The sequence below is a fragment of the Myroides sp. ZB35 genome (assembly GCF_001865835.1).
Lineage (GTDB): Bacteria > Bacteroidota > Bacteroidia > Flavobacteriales > Flavobacteriaceae > Flavobacterium > Flavobacterium odoratimimum.
The window spans coordinates 3,021,161-3,039,221 of record NZ_CP017769.1; the positions used below are offsets into that span (position 1 = coordinate 3,021,161).

Sequence of the window (18,061 nt, forward strand, 5' to 3'; positions counted from 1 at the left end):
TAGTGTCTTAATCAGATAAGACGTAAGATTTACTTGTAATAAGTAAGGAGTATTAAAGAATCTAGTATTTATACTTCTAAAACTTATTATTATCAATCTTGTAGGACAAAAGTATAAAAAAAGCACAGTATAATTTCCTAATTTGACGCTAAAACTTACTAAAAGTGTCCTTTTTGCGAATAAAACTTTTTGATTGTTAATCTATATCTCTTACAACTTCAAATTATACTAAAAGAGATTAAGTTCTTTAATTAAATGTAGAAAACTGTAATACTTTTATGTTTGAATAAGCTGTTTTTTTAACTTAAAATGCCTTTTTGGTCATTTTCTTTGAATAATATTAAGCTTTTATACAGGGCTAGAGCATTATTGACAATATCTGGCTGTGCATATCTTAATATAGATTAAGTATAATCCATATTAATAGGAGTAATTTTATAGTATAATAAAAAATGATAAAGATGGAAATAGGAATTAGCATGTTTGGGGATTTAAAATTCGACAAACAAAACAATAGTTATCAGTCAAGTACACAACGTATAAATGAGATTATAGAAGAAGTTAAGTTAATGGATGAAGTAGGATTGGATGTTTTCGGTATAGGAGAACATCACCGTAAAGATTACGCAGTCTCTACTCCAGATATTATATTAGCTGGTGCAGCTACAGTAACTAAGAATATCAAGTTGACGAGTGCTGTTACTGTATTGAGCTCTAATGATCCTGTACGTGTATATCAATCGTTCTCTACTATAAACGCTATGTCTAATGGTAGAGCAGAGATTACAGTAGGACGTGGAAGTTTTATAGAGTCATTCCCTTTGTTTGGATATGATCTTAATGATTACAATGAGTTGTTTACAGAAAAACTTAATTTATTGTTGAATATCAATGCAATAGATGGTCCATTGACCTGGACAGGAAAACACAGAGCTTCTCTAAAAGAACAGCAGGTTTTCCCAAGAAGTGAACAGCCAATGGATGTATGGATTGCAGCAGGAGGAACACCAGAGTCTGTATTAAGAGCGGCTAAATTAGGATTGCCTCTTGTGTTCGCTATTATTGGTGGAATGCCAGAACAGTATAAACCATTCTTTGACTACTATAAACAAGAGTATATTAATGCAGGTCATGATATTAGTAAAATGCAGATCGCTACGCACTCACATGGATTAGTAGGAGTAGACGGAAATGCTTTAGCTAAAGATTATTTCCCTGTATATAAAGAACAGATGGATAGAATTGGGGCATCACGTGGATGGCAACCTTACACTTATGAGCAGTATGAAGGAGGAAGAAGTAGAGACGGTGCTTTATTCATAGGAGATGTGGATCAAGTAGTAGATAAGATTTTATATCATCAAGAGATGTTTGGGTTAACACGTTGGTTAATGCACAGTGATTTAGGAGCGCCTGATCACTTAACACAGATGAAAAATATAGAGCTATTAGGTACTAAAATTGCTCCTGCAGTTAAAAAAGCATTGCGTAAATAATACCAATGATTATAACAAAAATAAATTCCTTTAGTAAAGTCTTTACTAAAGGAATTTATTTTTGTTATAAATGTCTTTTTAAGCATAGTATAGCTTCTTCTATTTGTCGTTCTGACAATGATCCAAAACTAAACCGTATCCCTTGTAATTTATCACTATAGGAGAACCTTTCAGGTCCCATAAAAGCAATTTTATCTAGGTCTAGTTTCTTTTTGAGTTTGTCCCAATCTGTTTCTTTTTTAGGAACTAACCATATTGCTAACCCTCCATCAGCGATTGTATAATTTACTTGTTCTTTAAGGTTTTTATCTAGTAAATCGGCAGTTATATCTCTCTTGCTTTTATAGTAGTTATGTGCTTTTTTTAAATGTTTTCTTATGGTCCCGTCATCCATTAATTGTAAGATAGCTTGTTCCATGATATTATCACCTTGTACATCGATGATACTTCTTAGTTCACCTATTTTTTGAATCAGATCATTGTTAGTCGCTATATAACCGATACGTAGAGAAGGAGCTACGACTTTACTTAATGTTCCTATATATACGTAGTTTAGTACATTCGGAAGACTACTAATCGGCATAACGGGTCTATGTCCGTAATGAAATTCATAGTCGTAATCATCTTCTATAATAGTAAAGTTATACAAGTTAGAGAGCTCTATCAGCTTATATCTTCTCTGTAAACTAAGGGTTGCTGTAGTTGGATATTGGTGGTGAGGAGTAATATAAATAGCTTTAATTCTTTTGTTTTCTTTTAAAAGACTTTCGACTTGATTGATATCAATTCCTTGTTCATCTACATTAGCATATAACAATTTTGCTCCAGCATGCTCAAATGTGTGCCATGCTTTTCTATATCCAGGATGTTCTACTATAATATAGTCATCTTTCTTTAGTAGTACTTGAGCGATAAGGTACATTGCCATTTGACTTCCTCTAGAAATACATATTTCTTCGGCAGTTACTTGCATACCTCGCCAATGATTTAGCATTTTACTAATATGTTCTCTAAACTCAAATAATCCTAGAGGAGATGAGTATCCCATCATCTGCCACTTTCCTTTTCGCTTAAATATTTGGCGATAAGCTCTTGCTAATTCTTCAACAGGAGCAATAGAAGTATCAGGGTTTCCATCATCAACGGTGATATTGTATTGAATAGTTGATTTACTTTCTTTTTTTATAGGAATTTTATTGAGAGGAGTTATATTTATGTCAGCAAGTTTAGAGACGTAAGTTCCACTACGCGATTTGGACATAATCCAACCTTCACTTAATAAGACATCATAGGCTTCTATAACTGTATTTCTATTTACTCCTAAGATTTCTGCTAACTTTCTACTTCCTGGTAGGGCTTCTTCCTCTTTTAGTTGACCTGTTTTTATAGCTTCTATAATAGCGTCAGCTATTTGGAGATAGATAGCTTTTTTTTCAGTATTAATAATTTGAATTTGTAAGGGCCAAGGTCTAAGCATATTAATAAAGTGTATGAAATAAGTAAATGAATTTAAATCAATCTAAGGCTATTTAATACAAAATAGAGATTAGATATAAAATCAAATCAAAGGTACAATGAAAAAGAGAATTTTGTTTCTTTATTTATAAAAGAGAATGTAGTCCTTTAATCTAAGCTTTTAATTTTTCTTGTTTATTAATTTTATACATGAGGGTTGTTTTTCTAGACAAGAAGATCCGTCTGAGGAAGGGTAGCAGTTAGTATTGTCTTTAGGTGTAATACAATGGTTACTTCCATAGATAAGGTAATCGCCTTCTACACGTGGTATAGAAACTAAATGAGCAAGAGAAATAAGAGTATAATCCTTACTATTAGAAATAAAATAGTATAGATTATTATGCTTCAAGATAGTTAGTATAGGAGAAGTAATCTTTGAAAAATGAGGAGTAAAGTACTCTTCTATTTCAGCTTTAAGAGCTTTAGGTTTGATTAGGAATTGATAAGATTCATTACCTAAAGAATCTTTAATAATTCTAACAATATTTTTTTCTTGTAGAGTTTTCTTTTGATAGGCAGTGATTGTAGTCTTTTTATTCTGACCCAAACAGTAAAAAGAATATAGAAAAAAAATAAGTAAAAGTCTCATTATTAAAAATTGTATGTGTTTAATAATGAATGCACAAACACTATTCCAGTTTTAAGATAAGGTATGTGTAAAAGGTTAGTAAGGTGTGAAAATCTGTTATCTATAAAACAAGTTAAAACTGGATTAAAAAATATTTTATTCTCCTCTTTTTAAAGAGGAAGTAATTGTACCTATATTTATATATAGGAATGATGACAAAGCCTTTTTCTTTTAGTTTTTTCGATATAGAAGTCGGTAAATTCTTTATAATACATGAGTTCTTTCCTTTTATAGCAGATTCTTTTAGTTGATTTATTATTTTTTTGTATTGATCATTAAGAGCATTTTCTGCAATAATATTTAGTTCTTCCGCTGTCATTAGATTCTTAATTAAATATATTGTATCGCTGTAAAATTATACAAATGATTAAAATAATTCGCAAAAGGTGTTTTTTTTATATTATTTTCATTGATTGTAAGGGATTTTTTATTGAATTCATTATTTAGAAGTATAACTACTAATAATGTTTCTTTTTTGAAAGCGAAATCGATAACAATGACTTTGTAAATTAACAATAAGTGACAACTATGGTGTAATATTTGAGTTTTTTAATCTAAATTAGAATAAATAATGAAATTGTATTTTGTATATTTATTTATTGTTAGGTAAAAAGCAAAAACAAAACATATTGCTCTAAATAAAACAACTATAATGTTAAAAATTATAAAATAAAGTGTAGTTTTGTGTAAGGAGAATAATAATGTTTATTAGTCTATACTAGAATGATATGAAAAAATTACAATTAATAACTTTAGGACTTTCTTTATTTAGTTTTATTTCTGTATCTGCTCAGAAAATAGAGGGTAAGGTATTTGATAAAAAAACAAATAATCCGATAGGAGAAGGAGAAGTAACATTCTTTAATTCATCAGGAGATAGAATAGCTACAGTATATACTTCTGCAGATGGAGCTTATGTTTTCGAACCTAAAAGGATGACAGATATTCATAAGGTATCTACAGCTGCAAAGAATTATAGTAAAGCAGAGGTTCTTTTGAATCAAATGGATAATGGTGTAGTTGCTAATTTTGGATTAACAAGTGTAGTAAGTGAATCTCAAAATAGAGGTAATACAATAGCAAGTGGCGATTATAATACAACTAGAACTTCTAATGTAAACTATGATAGCTCTACATTGCCATCTTTTTATTACGATTTTAATAGTTCTTATTTAAATACAGATAATAAAGCATCAGTGGATGAGATAGTAGCTTATATGTATAATAATCCAGAAGCTAGAGTGAGAGTTCACGTTTATTTTGATACGAGAGGTAATGCTAAATATGATGAGTGGTTAGCTGATAGACGAGCAGATAGAGTTATTAATTATATGGTCATGAAAGGAATTTCTCCGTCTAGATTATTAAAATTAGTTGAAACTGTGTATCAGAATGTGCCTCCTAAAGAAGGTAGTTATAGAAGTGGAGGATCAGAAAGTAGAAGATGTGATTTCGACCTTATTTAAGGGATAAGTATAAATATAAAAGCTGGAAGTATTCATTACTTCCAGCTTTTTTTATGTTGTTTAGTTTTAGACATAGCTACTATAAATAAAGTTTCTGAAAAATCGTTGGAGTTGGGACATTTGTCTTATTTTTGAGCTTTAATAACAACACTAACACACAATGACATTAAAGTATCAAGGAAAGACTAAAGATGTATATAGTCTATCAAACAATCAAGTTCTTTTAAAGTTTAAAGACGATGTAACAGGAGAAGATGGTGTATTCGATCCAGGTGCAAATACAGTGGGATTAACTATCGATGGAGCAGGTAAGAGTGGATTGAAAATGACAAAACACTTCTTCGAAGTTTTAGCACAAAAGAGCGTTCCTACACATTATGTTTCGGCTGATATAGAAGATGTATCGATGATTGTAAAAGAAGCGATACCATTTGGTAAAGGATTAGAAGTAATCTGTCGTTACAGAGCAGTAGGAAGTTTCTTTAGAAGATATGGCGCTTATTGTACAGAAGGACAACAGCTAGATAGCTTCGTAGAGGTAACCATTAAAGATGACGAAAGAGCTGATCCAACTATTTCTGACGATGCATTAGAAATGTTAGGTATATTATCAAAAGAAGAATATGCAATTTTAAAATCTCGTACTAAAGAGATTTGTCAAATTATAAAGGATGAGTTAGCTACTAAGAATTTAGAGTTATATGATATCAAATTAGAGTTTGGAAGAGATAAAGCTACTAATGATATTATCTTAATAGACGAGATTTCTGGTGGTAATATGAGAGTGTATAAGGACAATGTCTACATTGCTCCATTAGATTTAGAAAAAGAGTTTTTAAAATAAGAGAAAATAAAAGAGGGATATTATTATAATATCCCTCTTTCTGCTTAAAACCTTTATTTAATAGGTTCATTTGTCGATTCAACATTGCTTTTTTGCTCTTGAATATTTTCATTTGCAATAGCATTAGTTGTATTTGTTTCTCTTGTAGCTTGTTTGAATTCTTTAATTCCTGTTCCAAGTCCCTTCATTAATTCTGGAATTTTCTTTCCACCAAAAAGTAATAAAGCTATTGCAACAACAACTATTAATTCAGAAGGAGCTACTCCGCCTAATGGGATAATTGTTGAAACCATATTGTAAAGATGTTTTGATTGAGGAAAACAAATGTAATTAAGAGAAATCTTAATCAATTTTTTTTAACATGATTTTAATTTGCGAATAAAGGAATTACTCTCTACCAATTACTCTTTTATCAACATAATTAGAATTCATAATTCTAAGAATCCCCATATAGCTCATATGAAATGAGATCGTGTCACCCACTTTTAAGTTTTCTGGGTTATCTCCTAGATCCATAACCATCATATCAGAACTAGATCCTACGAATTGCTGCTTAGCATTGATAGGGGTAATGTGGTCTTCTTCTATATCTAATAACCCTAAGTCTATAATCGCTCTATAATTCACACTATTTTCCCATTCTGGTGCTAACTCTACTTTCTCTCCTGTCATTTTCAATCCGATTTCTCCCTCAGGCATCATCGGCTTTTCATATAGCTCAATAATTTCTGCATGAAGCATAAAGATATTCTGTTCAAAATCAGGATAAGCTACATTGTCATAGGCATTGGTTCCCATAAATAAGGTTTCTCCAATTCTAAAGTGATTAATAGCTGTAGGGATAGTGTCATTTAATATTAAAGGAAGCGTTACAGATGCACCACCAGATAGATAGGGGATTGTCTTTTTAAATTTGAGTTCCAGTAGGTCTCTAAATAGCGTTAGCTGTATTAGTTTATCATTATTAGGTAATACGCCATACATGCAGGTAAGATTAGTGCCTAGTCCAATAATATCAATGTTAGGTAGTTCAAAGACTTGGCTGTAGAAGTCTATCAGTTCTTCTCTTAGAACACCTTCTCTTAGTTCGCCAAGTTCTACCATAATAACAATTTTATGTACAGTATTCTGACGTTTAGCTTCTTCAGAAAGAAGTTTGATCGTCTCTAGTTCTGTATTAAAACTGATATCTGCGTACTCAATAATTTCTTCAATACTACCATTAGGGGCAGGTTTAATATAAATGGTTTCAACTGTAGGATCAATTTGTTTGATCATTCTTAAGTTAGAAACTCTAGAATCACATATTTGTTGAGGGTTTAATGCTAAAACCTCTCTGAGGAAGGTCTCATCACCACAAAGTAATTTTCCTACAACAGCCCAGTGTATTCCTTTCTCCTGAAATAGAGCATCTAGCTTGTTGTAATTATGTTTTAATTTACTTTGATTTAATGTTATATAAGCCATCTTCCTATTTTGTTAATCTCATTTCTATGTATTTTTTCTCAAAGCCTTTTCGTTCATATAAGTTTTGAGCAGGATTATCTTTATCTACATGTAGTGCAATAGAACCGTGGGCCTCTTGTTTTAATCTATCTATTAATTGTCCTCCTAGACCTTGACCACGTACACTAGAGTCTATCGCGATATAAACAAGAATATGTTCAGGGATAAATCCTCCCATTAAGGTGTCTAGTAAGACTGTAATACCAACAATCTCTTGTTTTGGATTTTTGGCAACTAATACAAATCCACCTGGTTTGTTGTCATAAGAAAGAGCGTAGTGAATTGCTTTTTCTATATCTTGTTTCTCGTCTCCATATTGTTCTAAATGAAGGTATAGAAAATCAACATATTCTTTGATTTGTGATTCGTTTGTAGAGGTGTGTTTGTCTATTTTATGAATTGAAAGCATAAAAAAATGTTTATATGCTTATTTAGGCTTTACAGAAAAGATGAAGACAAAATAGAAAAGGTAAAAACCTTTGATTTGAAAGTAAAAAAATAGAAACGAATATTGTGTTTCTATGGAATATCTCTTTTAATAAAATAGCTAAATAAGCTTGATTAAATAAATTTGATTTTTGTAAAAATACAAAAAATATGATATTTTGACAAGTTTAAATGATATTTATTGAGAAAAAGTAATTTTTTTTGATTGTAATTGCACTTTGTTTTTATAAGTAAAAGTAGGGGCAATACCTTTATTATAAAGGGTTTAGTAATGATGTGATAAGAGAGATAAAAAGACAAAACCAAAGTATACTTACTATTAACCAAAATGTGATTAATAAGTAATTTTACTACAATTACCTAAGAAGTAAAATAAACAACAATATAAATAATGGTATGATAAAATATTCAAATATCGGATTTAAAAATTCTATTTTTTATTCGTATTTAGTGATAAACTAAAGGTGGTTTTGTTCTGACTTATTAGAGGATTGCTTGAGGGTTTCTTGCACCTTTCTTCGAGAAAAGCACCTTCTGGGCAAGGAAAGCCCAAGAAAACTCCTAGGAATCCCCTAAGAAGTGCAAGCAAAACGCTATTATCTTATTCATTAATACCGAAATTACAGCATTGTGTACTCATACTTCTATTTTTGATTTACCAAATAAGGATCATCTCAAAATAAAGTGTAAAGCCTTTTAATCCGGGTTTAACCCAAAATACGGATTAAAAAAAGGCTAATAGTGAGTTCTATTAACCTTGTATATTTATTGAATATCTAGTCGATATGTTTTGCGTTCTTTGTGAATCTCTGGATCTAGTTGTTTCCAGAGTTGTTGAATTTTATTGTTTTCAACCAATAGAGGATTAGTCTCGACAAATGTGATATTGTGTTTTGAAAAACACTTGTATATCTCTTCAAAAATTATTGCAGTTACTCCTTTATTTCTATATTCAGGATCTACACCAATTAAATAGAACTCTGCATGACTGTTTTTCTTAATTGCTTGTAGTAAATGCCAAAAACCAAAAGGGAAGAGTTTTCCATTAGCCTTTTGGAATGCTCTTGAGAATGAGGGCATTGTAATGGCAAAAGCAATCATTTTATTATTTTCATCCATAATACAAGAGATGTAGTCTGGATGAATAAACTGTAGGTATTTCTTTTTATAGTGCTCTACTTGAAAAGGCTCTATAGGTACAAAGCTTTGTAAGTCTGCATAAGTCTTGTTTAATAGAGCAAACATCTCATCAACATAAGGCATTAGTTCTTTAATCGTTTTGAACTCTAGTACTTTTACATTGTATCTCGTTTTTATAAGAGAAGACATTTTGTCTATTTTCGGTTTATCAAATTTAGAGATATCGAGTTTGTATTCAATCCATTCAGCCTCAGGTTTAAAACCAAGTTGTTGCATATGTTGTGGATAATACTCGAAGTTGTATAGTCCTATCATGGTTGCTATATAATCAAACCCTTTAGTAAGCATTCCTGCCTTATCCATATTAGAGAATCCCATAGGGCCTTCTATATATTCCATATTTTGGCTTTTACCGAATGCGATAACAGTGTCTATTAAAGCTTTTGTCACTTCAATATCATCAATCATTTCTAACCATCCGAAGCGCACTTTAGGCTTGTGTAAATCTTTTACTTCTGTCCAATTGATACAGCAAGCAACTCGTCCTACAATTTCATTGTTTTTATAAGCTAGGTAAAAGTGAACATCTACAGTTTTGAAGATATCGTTGTTTCTATCAAAACTTTTGATCTCTTCTTTAATCATAGAAGGAACCCAGTACTTATTGTCTTTATATAGTTTAAAAGGGAACTTAACGAATTCTTTAATTTCTTGATTCGTTTTAGCTTCTCTAATTTCAATCATTTTGTTTCGTTTTTTAAACTCAGGATTACAAAGATACTTATTTGTAATATTAGAAAAACAAGGTTTGTCTAATTAAAAGTACAGTTGTTATAGTAGTTTCTTGATAGTAAGGAGTTCGTTATACTTTTGTTGTTTAGGATAAGACCGAATAGAATAGTTTTCTTTAGGAAATAAAGTGTAAAAATGTTCATTACGAGTCTCATCTTCTTTTGTCAGTACTATGGTATTGAATAATATGAAACCTTTTGGGGTTAATAATTCTTGTAGCCTCTCAACAAAATAACGTTCAAATAAGAAGTCGGGCATTCTCGCATCTTGGAAGATATCTATGATGATTAGATCATACTGTTCTTTAGAACGCAAGACAAATTCAAAAGCATCTATGTTGTGAATAACGTGGTTAGTGTTGTACTTTTCGATATCAAAGTACTTTTTACCAATAAATAGAATAGCTTCATCTAGCTCAACACTATCAATAGCACTCTGGTATTTTACTTCATCTCTTAATGTCTTTAGAACTCCACCTGCTCCAAGACCAAGGATAAGCACCTTGTTCATTTTTTTGATTTTCTCAAAACCTATAAAACTAAGCCCATTCTTTAGTACCTTTTCTAGATTGCCGTAAGAGTAGTTGGTGTGTTTGGTGTCTACTACTAAGTGTCCGTCTATCCAAGTCACTTCTAATTGCTGACTAACTTTTGAGGGAATTCTCTTTTCTATAACTGGGGTAAAATAACTTAAGATTCTCTTTATCATTTTTTTTCTAGCTCAACTTTCCTTCAAAGATAAATCAAATATTAGATACCTAAAACGGCAATTTTTACTAGGTGATATGGATTAGAATTATCGCGGTTTAAATTGACTAAATGTTCCATCTTTATAAAAAATAATCACCTGTTCAATCTCTCCTTTATTAGATCCTAAAGCAAAATGAGGGAGAATATTTTCAGTACTATTTTCTTCTTTTTGGTCGTGAATAGAGGTGGTTTTTTCCGTTGTTATTTCTTCTTTTTTCTCTACAAAACTTGGAGCTAATTCTTCTTCTTTTTCAGCCGAAAAAAGATCAGTTGAGTAAGGAGTGGTCATTGGAGTAGAAGGAGGAGTTTGGATAATTTTAGTGATAGTAGTGGTATTGTCTTTCTCTAAATAGTTACCCGTTCCTTTGATTAACCATTCCAAACTTAGCTCAGGAAAAGCTTCATTTATTTTTAAAATAAAGTCTAAACTAGGTTTATTTCTACCTGACAAAAGGTGAGATAAACTTGACCTTTGAACACCAACTTTGTCTGCAAAAGAAGAGGCAGAGTAGTCATAGTTGTGAAGTATAAATTCAAGTCTGTTTACAAAGTTATCCATAGCATTTTGTTTATAGAAGTAAATAGTTATAGTGTTTACAAATGTAATATCGTTTATGATATTACAAATGTATACATATTTAGAATTGTAAACAATACTAAAGTTTGTGTTTAAGTGATAGTGCCTAATGAGCTGATAAAAAGAAGGTTGGGTATCGTTGTTTAATTTTGTAAACTTCTAAAGTGTTGCTGATGGTAGTTATGGTTTAAGTATGTTACTTTTGTAAACAAAGAGTTACTTTAAATTGTTTACAGATGTAAAAGATAAGTTATTTACATTTGTAACATCATATAATAATAGAGGGATGAACTATAACTTTTTAGTAGATAACTATACCAATAAATGTGTGTCAGGTAGATATGTGACAGCTGACATGATTGTTGATTTTTTAAATGACTTAAACCTAAACTTCAAGGTTGAGGAGAAAGGAAAATCAGTAGAAGGAAGATCGATAAAAACGATAACATGGGGTGTTGGTAGCACGCGTATTTTTATGTGGTCTCAGATGCACGGAAATGAATCTACAACAACAAAAGCAGTATTAGATTTTCTTCTTTTACTCCATCAAGAAAAAGAGAGTTTCATTAAAGAATGGTATGCTAAATTTACCTTTTATATAGTGCCTATTCTGAACCCTGATGGAGCACATTATTATACTCGAGTAAATGCAAATCAGGTAGACCTTAATAGAGACTCTATTGACCTTAGTCAACCAGAAAGTAAATTGCTTAGAACTTTATTAGAAGAGTATAAACCAGACTATGCATTTAACCTACATGATCAGCGAACAATATTTGGGGTAGGAGAGACTGGGAAACCTGCTACAGTTTCTTTTTTAGCTCCTTCTTATAATATGGAAAGAGAGATTAACGATAATCGCTTAAAAGCAATTAAATTAATCGTGTCAATGAACAAAGAACTTCAAAAGGTAATTCCAGGACAAGTAGGAAGGTTTGATGATGGGTTTAATATAAATTGTATTGGAGATTATTGTCAATCACTAGGTATACCAACCATATTATTTGAAGCAGGACATTATCCTGAGGATTATATAAGAGAAGAAAGCAGAAAGATTATATTTAGAAGCTTACTAGTGGTAGTTTCTGAGATATTTTCTTCAAATTATGAGAATAATACAGTAGATTCCTATTTTAGTATTCCAGAAAACAGTAAAAACTTCAATGATATAGCTATTGAATTTGTCAAACTTAAAGAAACTGACGAGGATTATATTGTGAAAATCCAATATTTAGAGCAATTAGAAGAAGATAATGTTAAACTTTATCCTATAATTGTTGATATTATTAAAAAAGAGAGTAAATTTGTCCATCATCGTATAAAAGAAAATCTCTTTTTTAAAGAAAGTATTGAAAATATTGATGAAGTACTAGATAAAAGATTAACTGAGGTTATTGATTTAAAGGCTGAAGAGGTTAATTATTTATTAAAAAAATAATAAAATTTATTTTTTTTTCAGAAAATCCAAATTTTATTTAGTATTATTGTACAGAATTATAGATTATAATAAGATAAATAATTGATTTATGAGTAAATTTCGTTTAGATGAAATCGATCACCAAATCCTAGATATGTTGATTGACAATACGAGAGTTCCTTTTACAGATATAGCAAAAAAACTATTAATCTCTGCAGGTACTGTTCACGTTCGTGTTAAGAAAATGGAAGATGCAGGAATTATCCAAGGTTCTTCTTTAACATTAGATTATGAAAAATTAGGATATGCTTTCATCGCGTATATTGGAATCTTCTTACATAACACGTCACAAACTAAGTTTGTATTAGAGCGTATTAATGAAATTCCTTTCGTAACTGTAGCGCACGTAACTACAGGTAAGTTTAACGTGTTCTGCAAAATTAGAGCGAAAAACACACGTCATGCAAAAGAAGTTATTTACATGATTGATGATATCGAAGGAGTTTACAGAACTGAATCAATGATTTCTCTAGAAGAAAGCATCAATGATAAAAAACGTTTAATGCATACAATCTTTAAAGAACTTTAAGATTAGAATGTATATCACATATAAAAGAGAGTATCTACTAGATACTCTCTTTTTTTGTATTTATATGGGATAGAGAGTATAAAAATGTCAAGCTGTGATTAGGTTTATAGGGTATCTTTTCTTTTTATTTGTATTTTTGAAAAAAAACCATGGACTCATTAACACAAATCATACTAGGTGGTGCGGTTGGAAATGCTATTGTAGGTCGTAAGATAGGCAATAGGGCAATTCTTTATGGAGCAATAGCAGGTACTATACCTGATTTAGATATTTTGTCTGTTTTTTTTACTGATCCTATCACAGCTGTAGAAGTACATCGTGGGTTCACACATTCTATTCTATTTGCTTTTTTGGGAGCTATTTTGTTCGGTTATTTACTCTATTTTATAGAGAAAAAGAATAAAGTAACTTACGAAGAGGGGTTTTGGCTTTTCTTTTGGGGGTTCTTTACACATGCTCTCTTAGATATGTTTACCACATGGGGCACTAGGCTGTTTTGGCCTCTTGATTACTCTTTTGCATTCAAGTCTATCTTTGTGATAGATCCTTTATACACTTTACCGTTTGCATACTTTTTGGTGCGTTCAATGCGAGAGAAGTCAAATTTAGACAAAAGAATGTTTTATAATAGAATGGGGTTCTATGTAAGTTCATTCTATCTATTTATTACATTAATGCTTAAGGCATTCGCTTTTTACAGTTTTACCGACGCATTAGATCGCCAAGGAATTAAGTACACAGAAATGTCTGTAAAACCTACAGTGATGAATACTATCCTTTGGAATGCTATTGTAGAAACAAAAGATTCTTTTTTAATAGGAGAGTACTCTTTCTTTGATAAGTCTCCTATTACCTTTCAGGAGTTTCCTAAAAACCACACTCTTATAAAGTCTTTAGAGAGTCACCCACTAATTGTACGCTTAGTAAAGATTAGTGAAGGATATTATACTTTCTCTGAAAAGAAAGATGAAGTCTATTTCAATGATTTGCGCTTTGGTCTGTTGAAAAATGAAGGAGAAGAAGTGCAGTTTGCTTTTAGTTATAGATTCTACTTAGATGATAAAGGAGAGCTACAAGTAGAAGAAGTGAAAAAAGAGAGAAAAGATGGTTTTAAATTATTGAAAAAGCTATGGTTTAGACTCCAAGGAGTATAGCTAAATGATAAAAACTTATTATTCTTTTACCTATGTCAGCTTATCAAAAACATTTTATTCATATTATTTCAGAACAACTGCCGGAGGGAGTAAAGCTAGTTGATTTTATCTCTGAGCTAATTCATTTAGGTAAGGAAGCTTGTTATAGAAGAATCAGAGGAGAAGTGGAGTTTACCTTGACAGAGGTAGTTACGATAGCAAAAGCAATGAACATTAATCTTACTTCTTTAATTATTAGAGAAGGAGGAGATAAGATTACTTGTAACTTAAGAGTATTAAAGGAAGATTCTTTAGAACAAGTTTACATCAGGATGATAGAGGCTGAATTAAACGTTTTAGAGGGGTTTGAACAAAAAAGTAGACATACACTTCACATGGTGTGTAAAGAGCTTCCAGAGCTTTTGTATTTAGCTTCAGATAACCTGATGAAGTTGCGTTTAATGAAAATAGAATTAAACCAAGGGGTTTTAATACCGACAGCGTTTAAAAAAATTGAGATAACCTCAGCTATCAAAAGAATTCAACAACGATATTGGCAAGCTTTACAGGACTTTAAACTCACTGTGTACTTAGGCCCTGATATATTAAATACGTTGGTATACGATATCTTGTATTTTTATAAGATCAATACATTAACAGAAGAGGATAAAACGCTAATACAAAGTGAGCTTAATGATGTAATAGATCTACTTAGCTTGATAGGAAGCACAGGGAAGTATAAAAATAAAGATATAGAGCTTTATCTGTCTTATTTAGGCTTAGATATTTCTCATAACTATTTAAAATCTGATGGATTAGAAGCAAGTGTAGTACATCTAAGTAGTCCAAATAGTATTTTATCATTTGATCCTGCATTTAATAACGCACAAGAACATCGCATTAACATGATAAAACGGACTTCTACTTTGATTAGTTTGTCAGGAGAACCCGAGAAAGTAGCTTATCTAAACAAGCAGAGAGAGGTTTTAAAAAATATAAAGAGCAAGTAATTGCTCTTTTTTTGTGGGAATAGACATAGATGTTATTCTTTGTTTCGCTATTAGACACAGATTGAAAAGCTCTTTTTCTTTTATAGTTGTTATTTGCAGCTAATAAAAATGATGGATCAATGGCAAATAAAGATTTTAAACCAGGCATAGAGCAAGCGAAAGCACTTGATAAGGCAGATGTATTATATAGATTTAGAGAAAGATTCTTCCCTTTAGCAGATAATAAGATCTATATGGATGGTAATTCTCTAGGGTTAGCGTCTAAGGATGCAGAGCAAGCTTTGTTACAAGTGATGGAGGTCTGGAAGAACGAAGGTATTCTAATTTGGAACGTTGAGAATGGACATTATTTTAACTATGGTAAGAATCTAGGAAATAGAGTAGGTCGTTTGATTAATGCACAGGAGAATGAGGTAATGATTACAGCTAATACAACGCTTAATATACACCAGGTTATAGCGACATTCTGGAAACCTACTAAAGAACGTTATAAGATACTCGTAGATGATTTAAACTTCCCGACAGATAGATATGCTGTAGATAGTCAGATAGCATTAAAGGGGATGAAGGTGGAAGAAGTTTTAAAAGTAGTAGAGAGTAGAGATGGAGTGTTCATTGATGAGGACGCGGTGATAGAGGCGATGACCCCAGATGTAGCAGTGATTTTATTGCCTTCTGTATTGTACAGAAGTGCTCAACTCCTAGATATGCAACGCCTAACGAATGAAGCGCATAAACGCGGTATATACATTGGTTTTGACTTATGTCACTCTATTGGAGCAGTAGCACATGATTTTGACTTAATTAATCCAGATTTTGCTATCTGGTGCAATTATAAGTATCTATCAGCAGGTCCTGGTTCTACAGCAGGTCTTTATATCAATAAAAAACATTTTAATAAATCAGTGGGACTTGCAGGTTGGTTTGGAAATAAAGACGAAACACAATTCCAACTAAAGCATGAGTTCGAACAAGCTTCTGATATAACAGCCTTTCAGACAGGTACACCGAATATCTTCTCGATGGCTCCTCTGGAAGGAGTATTAAATATATATGAAGAAGCGGGAATGGAGCATATTAGAGCAAAGTCATTAAATTTGACAGCTTATATGATGTATCTCATCGATACCCGACTAAGACTGTATGGATATTCGTATAACAATGAAACAGAGGATTATAAGCGTGGAGGACATATAGCATTAGTCCATGAGGAAGCTTATAGAATTTGTTTAGCCTTAAAACATCATAATATTATTCCTGATTATAGAGAGCCTAATGTTATTCGTCTTGCTCCTATAGCATTGTATAATTCTTATCAGGAAGTCTATAAGTTAATCGAAGTATTAGAAGTAATTGGTCAAGAACAGCAATGGAATAATTTTAGCAATCAAAGAGCAATAGTTATTTAATTTAATATAAAGAAAGACGTTTCAATAGTATTTGGAGCGTCTTTTCTTTTTACTTTTACAATAGAATTAGAAATTGTTTACTGAATGATTATTGATATTAATCAACATAAAATCTCTATTGGGAGTCACTATGACATATTTATTGATGGAGAAAAGAAGTATTATGGAAAGCAAAAGCTTTTTAAGTTGTTTGCAGAAGTGAATTTGTTTGCAGAAACAACCAATGAACAAGCCTTTAAGGTCAAAAAGAAGTTCTTTCTGTTGTACCCTACCTATGTACTAACTGATAGTCAAGGAAGAGAAGCTATATTAGAGATGAAGTCCTATTGGAAGACTCATTATCAATGTACTTACCAACATAAAGTATATGATATCTATGCACATCGAGGGCGCAAGTGTTCTGTTTTTATAAATGGAAAGCAAGTAGCATGGTGGGATAAGCAGGCAGTGTCTTGGTTTGATGGAGATAATTATCAAATTATAGCGGATGATGATGTGAATGCAGAAGTGCTGATTGCTTGTTGTTTAGCTTATGATAATTATACCTATAAGTCTCAAGATAAAGGGATATTTAATTATGATTTAGGAAACTTGGTCTTTCAAAACAGAAGTTTTGATAAACAGTGGCAACCTAACAATAAAAATAAATAAAGCATTTTAGGATAAAAAGGCTCTCTAACACTAGTGTGGAGAGCCTTTTTATCTTTAGATTTATAGAGTCAAACACATAGATGAATAATGGTTATAGAAGTAGATCAATTGATAGATTACCATTTGATTAAGTACAAAGGGTTTATCAATAAAGAGAAAAGGTTTTATGCAGAACAGAATGCAGATAGCGATTTTGTAGATATTAATTTGTTTTTGACGAGTAGTGATATTCCTGTTTTTAATATTAGAAGAGGAGAAGGTACAGGTCTATTTAAGCCTGCAAAATATATTCTAACAGATCAGCATGGGAATACAGCGAGGTTAGAAATGCTCTCTTATTGGAAAACTCACTATCAATGTCATTATAACTATAAGGTATATGATATTTATGCTCATCGTGGACTAAAGTGCTCTATTTTTGAAAACAGGAAACAAATCGCTTGGTGGGATAAGGAAAGAATAAGTATTAGTTATGCTGATAATTATTTTATGATTGCCAATAATGATGTTAATCAAGAATTACTTATTGCTTTTTGTCTAGCGTATGATGATTATCATTTTGAACCAGCAGAATATAGAAGGCATTTCATAAGAGATAAAATAAAACTAAGTATAGGAAATATCTTTTTTGAGAAAAGAAAATTTGATAAAAACTGGAAGGCAAATAAATATTGAGTAAAATAAAATCCAAT

At 31.3% G+C, this 18,061-nt stretch carries 19 protein-coding genes; 10 read left to right on the forward strand and 9 right to left on the reverse strand.

Annotation, left to right across the window (positions count from 1 at the left end; translation table 11 throughout):
* Positions 1–461: 461 nt before the first annotated feature.
* A complete protein-coding gene (locus BK054_RS13400) occupies positions 462–1,496 on the forward strand; it encodes an LLM class flavin-dependent oxidoreductase (RefSeq protein WP_006263514.1) in 1,035 nt (344 codons plus the stop codon).
* A 64-nt stretch (positions 1,497–1,560) separates the two neighbouring features.
* Here the strand turns inward: BK054_RS13400 and BK054_RS13405 are convergent, their stop codons facing one another.
* From BK054_RS13405 to BK054_RS13415, 3 genes are all read right to left on the reverse strand, one after another.
* Positions 1,561–2,973 carry a PLP-dependent aminotransferase family protein gene (locus tag BK054_RS13405; RefSeq protein ID WP_006263515.1) on the reverse strand — a complete coding sequence of 471 codons (1,413 nt, stop codon included), beginning with the start codon at positions 2,971–2,973 and terminating at the stop codon, positions 1,561–1,563.
* Between the two features lie 159 nt (positions 2,974–3,132).
* A complete protein-coding gene (locus BK054_RS13410) occupies positions 3,133–3,558 on the reverse strand; it encodes a hypothetical protein (protein ID WP_225581547.1) in 426 nt (141 codons plus the stop codon).
* Positions 3,559–3,712: 154 nt separating this feature from the next.
* A complete protein-coding gene (locus BK054_RS13415; protein WP_006258960.1) occupies positions 3,713–3,958 on the reverse strand; it encodes a hypothetical protein in 246 nt (81 codons plus the stop codon).
* Between the two features lie 409 nt (positions 3,959–4,367).
* Between BK054_RS13415 and BK054_RS13420 the strand changes: the two genes are divergently transcribed.
* Together BK054_RS13420 and BK054_RS13425 are read left to right on the forward strand one after the other, a co-directional pair.
* A complete protein-coding gene (locus BK054_RS13420; RefSeq protein WP_006265225.1) occupies positions 4,368–5,105 on the forward strand; it encodes an OmpA family protein in 738 nt (245 codons plus the stop codon).
* Positions 5,106–5,265: 160 nt separating this feature from the next.
* Positions 5,266–5,949, forward strand: coding sequence for a phosphoribosylaminoimidazolesuccinocarboxamide synthase (locus tag BK054_RS13425; RefSeq protein ID WP_006261140.1), 684 nt, complete (start codon positions 5,266–5,268; stop codon positions 5,947–5,949).
* Between the two features lie 53 nt (positions 5,950–6,002).
* On the opposite strand, the gene BK054_RS13430 is transcribed toward BK054_RS13425, so the two are convergent.
* From BK054_RS13430 to BK054_RS13455, 6 genes are all read right to left on the reverse strand, one after another.
* Positions 6,003–6,242 (reverse strand): twin-arginine translocase TatA/TatE family subunit, encoded by a 240-nt coding sequence (locus BK054_RS13430; RefSeq protein ID WP_006261141.1) that lies wholly within the window; start codon positions 6,240–6,242, stop codon positions 6,003–6,005.
* A 94-nt stretch (positions 6,243–6,336) separates the two neighbouring features.
* Positions 6,337–7,416, reverse strand: coding sequence for an alanine racemase (locus BK054_RS13435; RefSeq protein ID WP_006263518.1), 1,080 nt, complete (start codon positions 7,414–7,416; stop codon positions 6,337–6,339).
* Between the two features lie 4 nt (positions 7,417–7,420).
* A complete protein-coding gene (locus BK054_RS13440) occupies positions 7,421–7,864 on the reverse strand; it encodes a GNAT family N-acetyltransferase (RefSeq protein ID WP_006263519.1) in 444 nt (147 codons plus the stop codon).
* 803 nt (positions 7,865–8,667) lie between these two features.
* The gene (locus BK054_RS13445; RefSeq protein WP_006258953.1) at positions 8,668–9,786 is read right to left on the reverse strand and encodes a GNAT family N-acetyltransferase; all 1,119 of its coding nucleotides are present in this window, start codon (positions 9,784–9,786) and stop codon (positions 8,668–8,670) included.
* Positions 9,787–9,873: 87 nt separating this feature from the next.
* Positions 9,874–10,542: a spermidine synthase gene (locus BK054_RS13450; protein ID WP_006265226.1), complete on the reverse strand. Its 669-nt coding sequence runs from the start codon at positions 10,540–10,542 to the stop codon at positions 9,874–9,876.
* An 87-nt stretch (positions 10,543–10,629) separates the two neighbouring features.
* Positions 10,630–11,142, reverse strand: a complete 513-nt coding sequence (locus BK054_RS13455) for a helix-turn-helix domain-containing protein (protein WP_006265227.1) — start codon at positions 11,140–11,142, stop codon at positions 10,630–10,632.
* A gap of 304 nt (positions 11,143–11,446) precedes the next feature.
* Between BK054_RS13455 and BK054_RS13460 the strand changes: the two genes are divergently transcribed.
* The 7 genes from BK054_RS13460 (at position 11,447) to BK054_RS13490 (ending at position 18,044) form a co-directional block, all read left to right on the forward strand.
* Positions 11,447–12,598 carry a M14 metallopeptidase family protein gene (locus BK054_RS13460; RefSeq protein WP_071307647.1) on the forward strand — a complete coding sequence of 384 codons (1,152 nt, stop codon included), beginning with the start codon at positions 11,447–11,449 and terminating at the stop codon, positions 12,596–12,598.
* An 88-nt stretch (positions 12,599–12,686) separates the two neighbouring features.
* The gene (locus tag BK054_RS13465) at positions 12,687–13,166 is read left to right on the forward strand and encodes an Lrp/AsnC family transcriptional regulator (protein ID WP_006258948.1); all 480 of its coding nucleotides are present in this window, start codon (positions 12,687–12,689) and stop codon (positions 13,164–13,166) included.
* 149 nt (positions 13,167–13,315) lie between these two features.
* Positions 13,316–14,320 (forward strand): metal-dependent hydrolase, encoded by a 1,005-nt coding sequence (locus BK054_RS13470; protein WP_006258947.1) that lies wholly within the window; start codon positions 13,316–13,318, stop codon positions 14,318–14,320.
* A gap of 32 nt (positions 14,321–14,352) precedes the next feature.
* The gene (locus BK054_RS13475; protein ID WP_006265228.1) at positions 14,353–15,309 is read left to right on the forward strand and encodes a hypothetical protein; all 957 of its coding nucleotides are present in this window, start codon (positions 14,353–14,355) and stop codon (positions 15,307–15,309) included.
* A 119-nt stretch (positions 15,310–15,428) separates the two neighbouring features.
* Positions 15,429–16,718, forward strand: coding sequence for a kynureninase (gene kynU, locus BK054_RS13480; protein ID WP_006265229.1), 1,290 nt, complete (start codon positions 15,429–15,431; stop codon positions 16,716–16,718).
* Positions 16,719–16,802: 84 nt separating this feature from the next.
* Positions 16,803–17,369 (forward strand): hypothetical protein, encoded by a 567-nt coding sequence (locus BK054_RS13485; RefSeq protein ID WP_058699571.1) that lies wholly within the window; start codon positions 16,803–16,805, stop codon positions 17,367–17,369.
* 87 nt (positions 17,370–17,456) lie between these two features.
* Positions 17,457–18,044, forward strand: coding sequence for a hypothetical protein (locus BK054_RS13490; RefSeq protein WP_006265233.1), 588 nt, complete (start codon positions 17,457–17,459; stop codon positions 18,042–18,044).
* Positions 18,045–18,061: the final 17 nt, after the last annotated feature.

What these genes read in the sequence shown, in the direction of transcription:
- BK054_RS13400 (WP_006263514.1), top strand. Translation starts at nt 462, where the DNA reads ATGGAAATAGGAATTAGCATGTTTGGGGATTTAAAATTCGACAAACAA.
- BK054_RS13405 (WP_006263515.1), bottom strand. Translation starts at nt 2,973, where the DNA reads ATGCTTAGACCTTGGCCCTTACAAATTCAAATTATTAATACTGAAAAA.
- BK054_RS13415 (WP_006258960.1), bottom strand. Translation starts at nt 3,958, where the DNA reads ATGACAGCGGAAGAACTAAATATTATTGCAGAAAATGCTCTTAATGAT.
- BK054_RS13420 (WP_006265225.1), top strand. Translation starts at nt 4,368, where the DNA reads ATGAAAAAATTACAATTAATAACTTTAGGACTTTCTTTATTTAGTTTT.
- BK054_RS13425 (WP_006261140.1), top strand. Translation starts at nt 5,266, where the DNA reads ATGACATTAAAGTATCAAGGAAAGACTAAAGATGTATATAGTCTATCA.
- BK054_RS13430 (WP_006261141.1), bottom strand. Translation starts at nt 6,242, where the DNA reads ATGGTTTCAACAATTATCCCATTAGGCGGAGTAGCTCCTTCTGAATTA.
- BK054_RS13435 (WP_006263518.1), bottom strand. Translation starts at nt 7,416, where the DNA reads ATGGCTTATATAACATTAAATCAAAGTAAATTAAAACATAATTACAAC.
- BK054_RS13440 (WP_006263519.1), bottom strand. Translation starts at nt 7,864, where the DNA reads ATGCTTTCAATTCATAAAATAGACAAACACACCTCTACAAACGAATCA.
- BK054_RS13445 (WP_006258953.1), bottom strand. Translation starts at nt 9,786, where the DNA reads ATGATTGAAATTAGAGAAGCTAAAACGAATCAAGAAATTAAAGAATTC.
- BK054_RS13450 (WP_006265226.1), bottom strand. Translation starts at nt 10,542, where the DNA reads ATGATAAAGAGAATCTTAAGTTATTTTACCCCAGTTATAGAAAAGAGA.
- BK054_RS13455 (WP_006265227.1), bottom strand. Translation starts at nt 11,142, where the DNA reads ATGGATAACTTTGTAAACAGACTTGAATTTATACTTCACAACTATGAC.
- BK054_RS13460 (WP_071307647.1), top strand. Translation starts at nt 11,447, where the DNA reads ATGAACTATAACTTTTTAGTAGATAACTATACCAATAAATGTGTGTCA.
- BK054_RS13465 (WP_006258948.1), top strand. Translation starts at nt 12,687, where the DNA reads ATGAGTAAATTTCGTTTAGATGAAATCGATCACCAAATCCTAGATATG.
- BK054_RS13470 (WP_006258947.1), top strand. Translation starts at nt 13,316, where the DNA reads ATGGACTCATTAACACAAATCATACTAGGTGGTGCGGTTGGAAATGCT.
- BK054_RS13475 (WP_006265228.1), top strand. Translation starts at nt 14,353, where the DNA reads ATGTCAGCTTATCAAAAACATTTTATTCATATTATTTCAGAACAACTG.
- kynU (WP_006265229.1), top strand. Translation starts at nt 15,429, where the DNA reads ATGGCAAATAAAGATTTTAAACCAGGCATAGAGCAAGCGAAAGCACTT.
- BK054_RS13485 (WP_058699571.1), top strand. Translation starts at nt 16,803, where the DNA reads ATGATTATTGATATTAATCAACATAAAATCTCTATTGGGAGTCACTAT.
- BK054_RS13490 (WP_006265233.1), top strand. Translation starts at nt 17,457, where the DNA reads ATGGTTATAGAAGTAGATCAATTGATAGATTACCATTTGATTAAGTAC.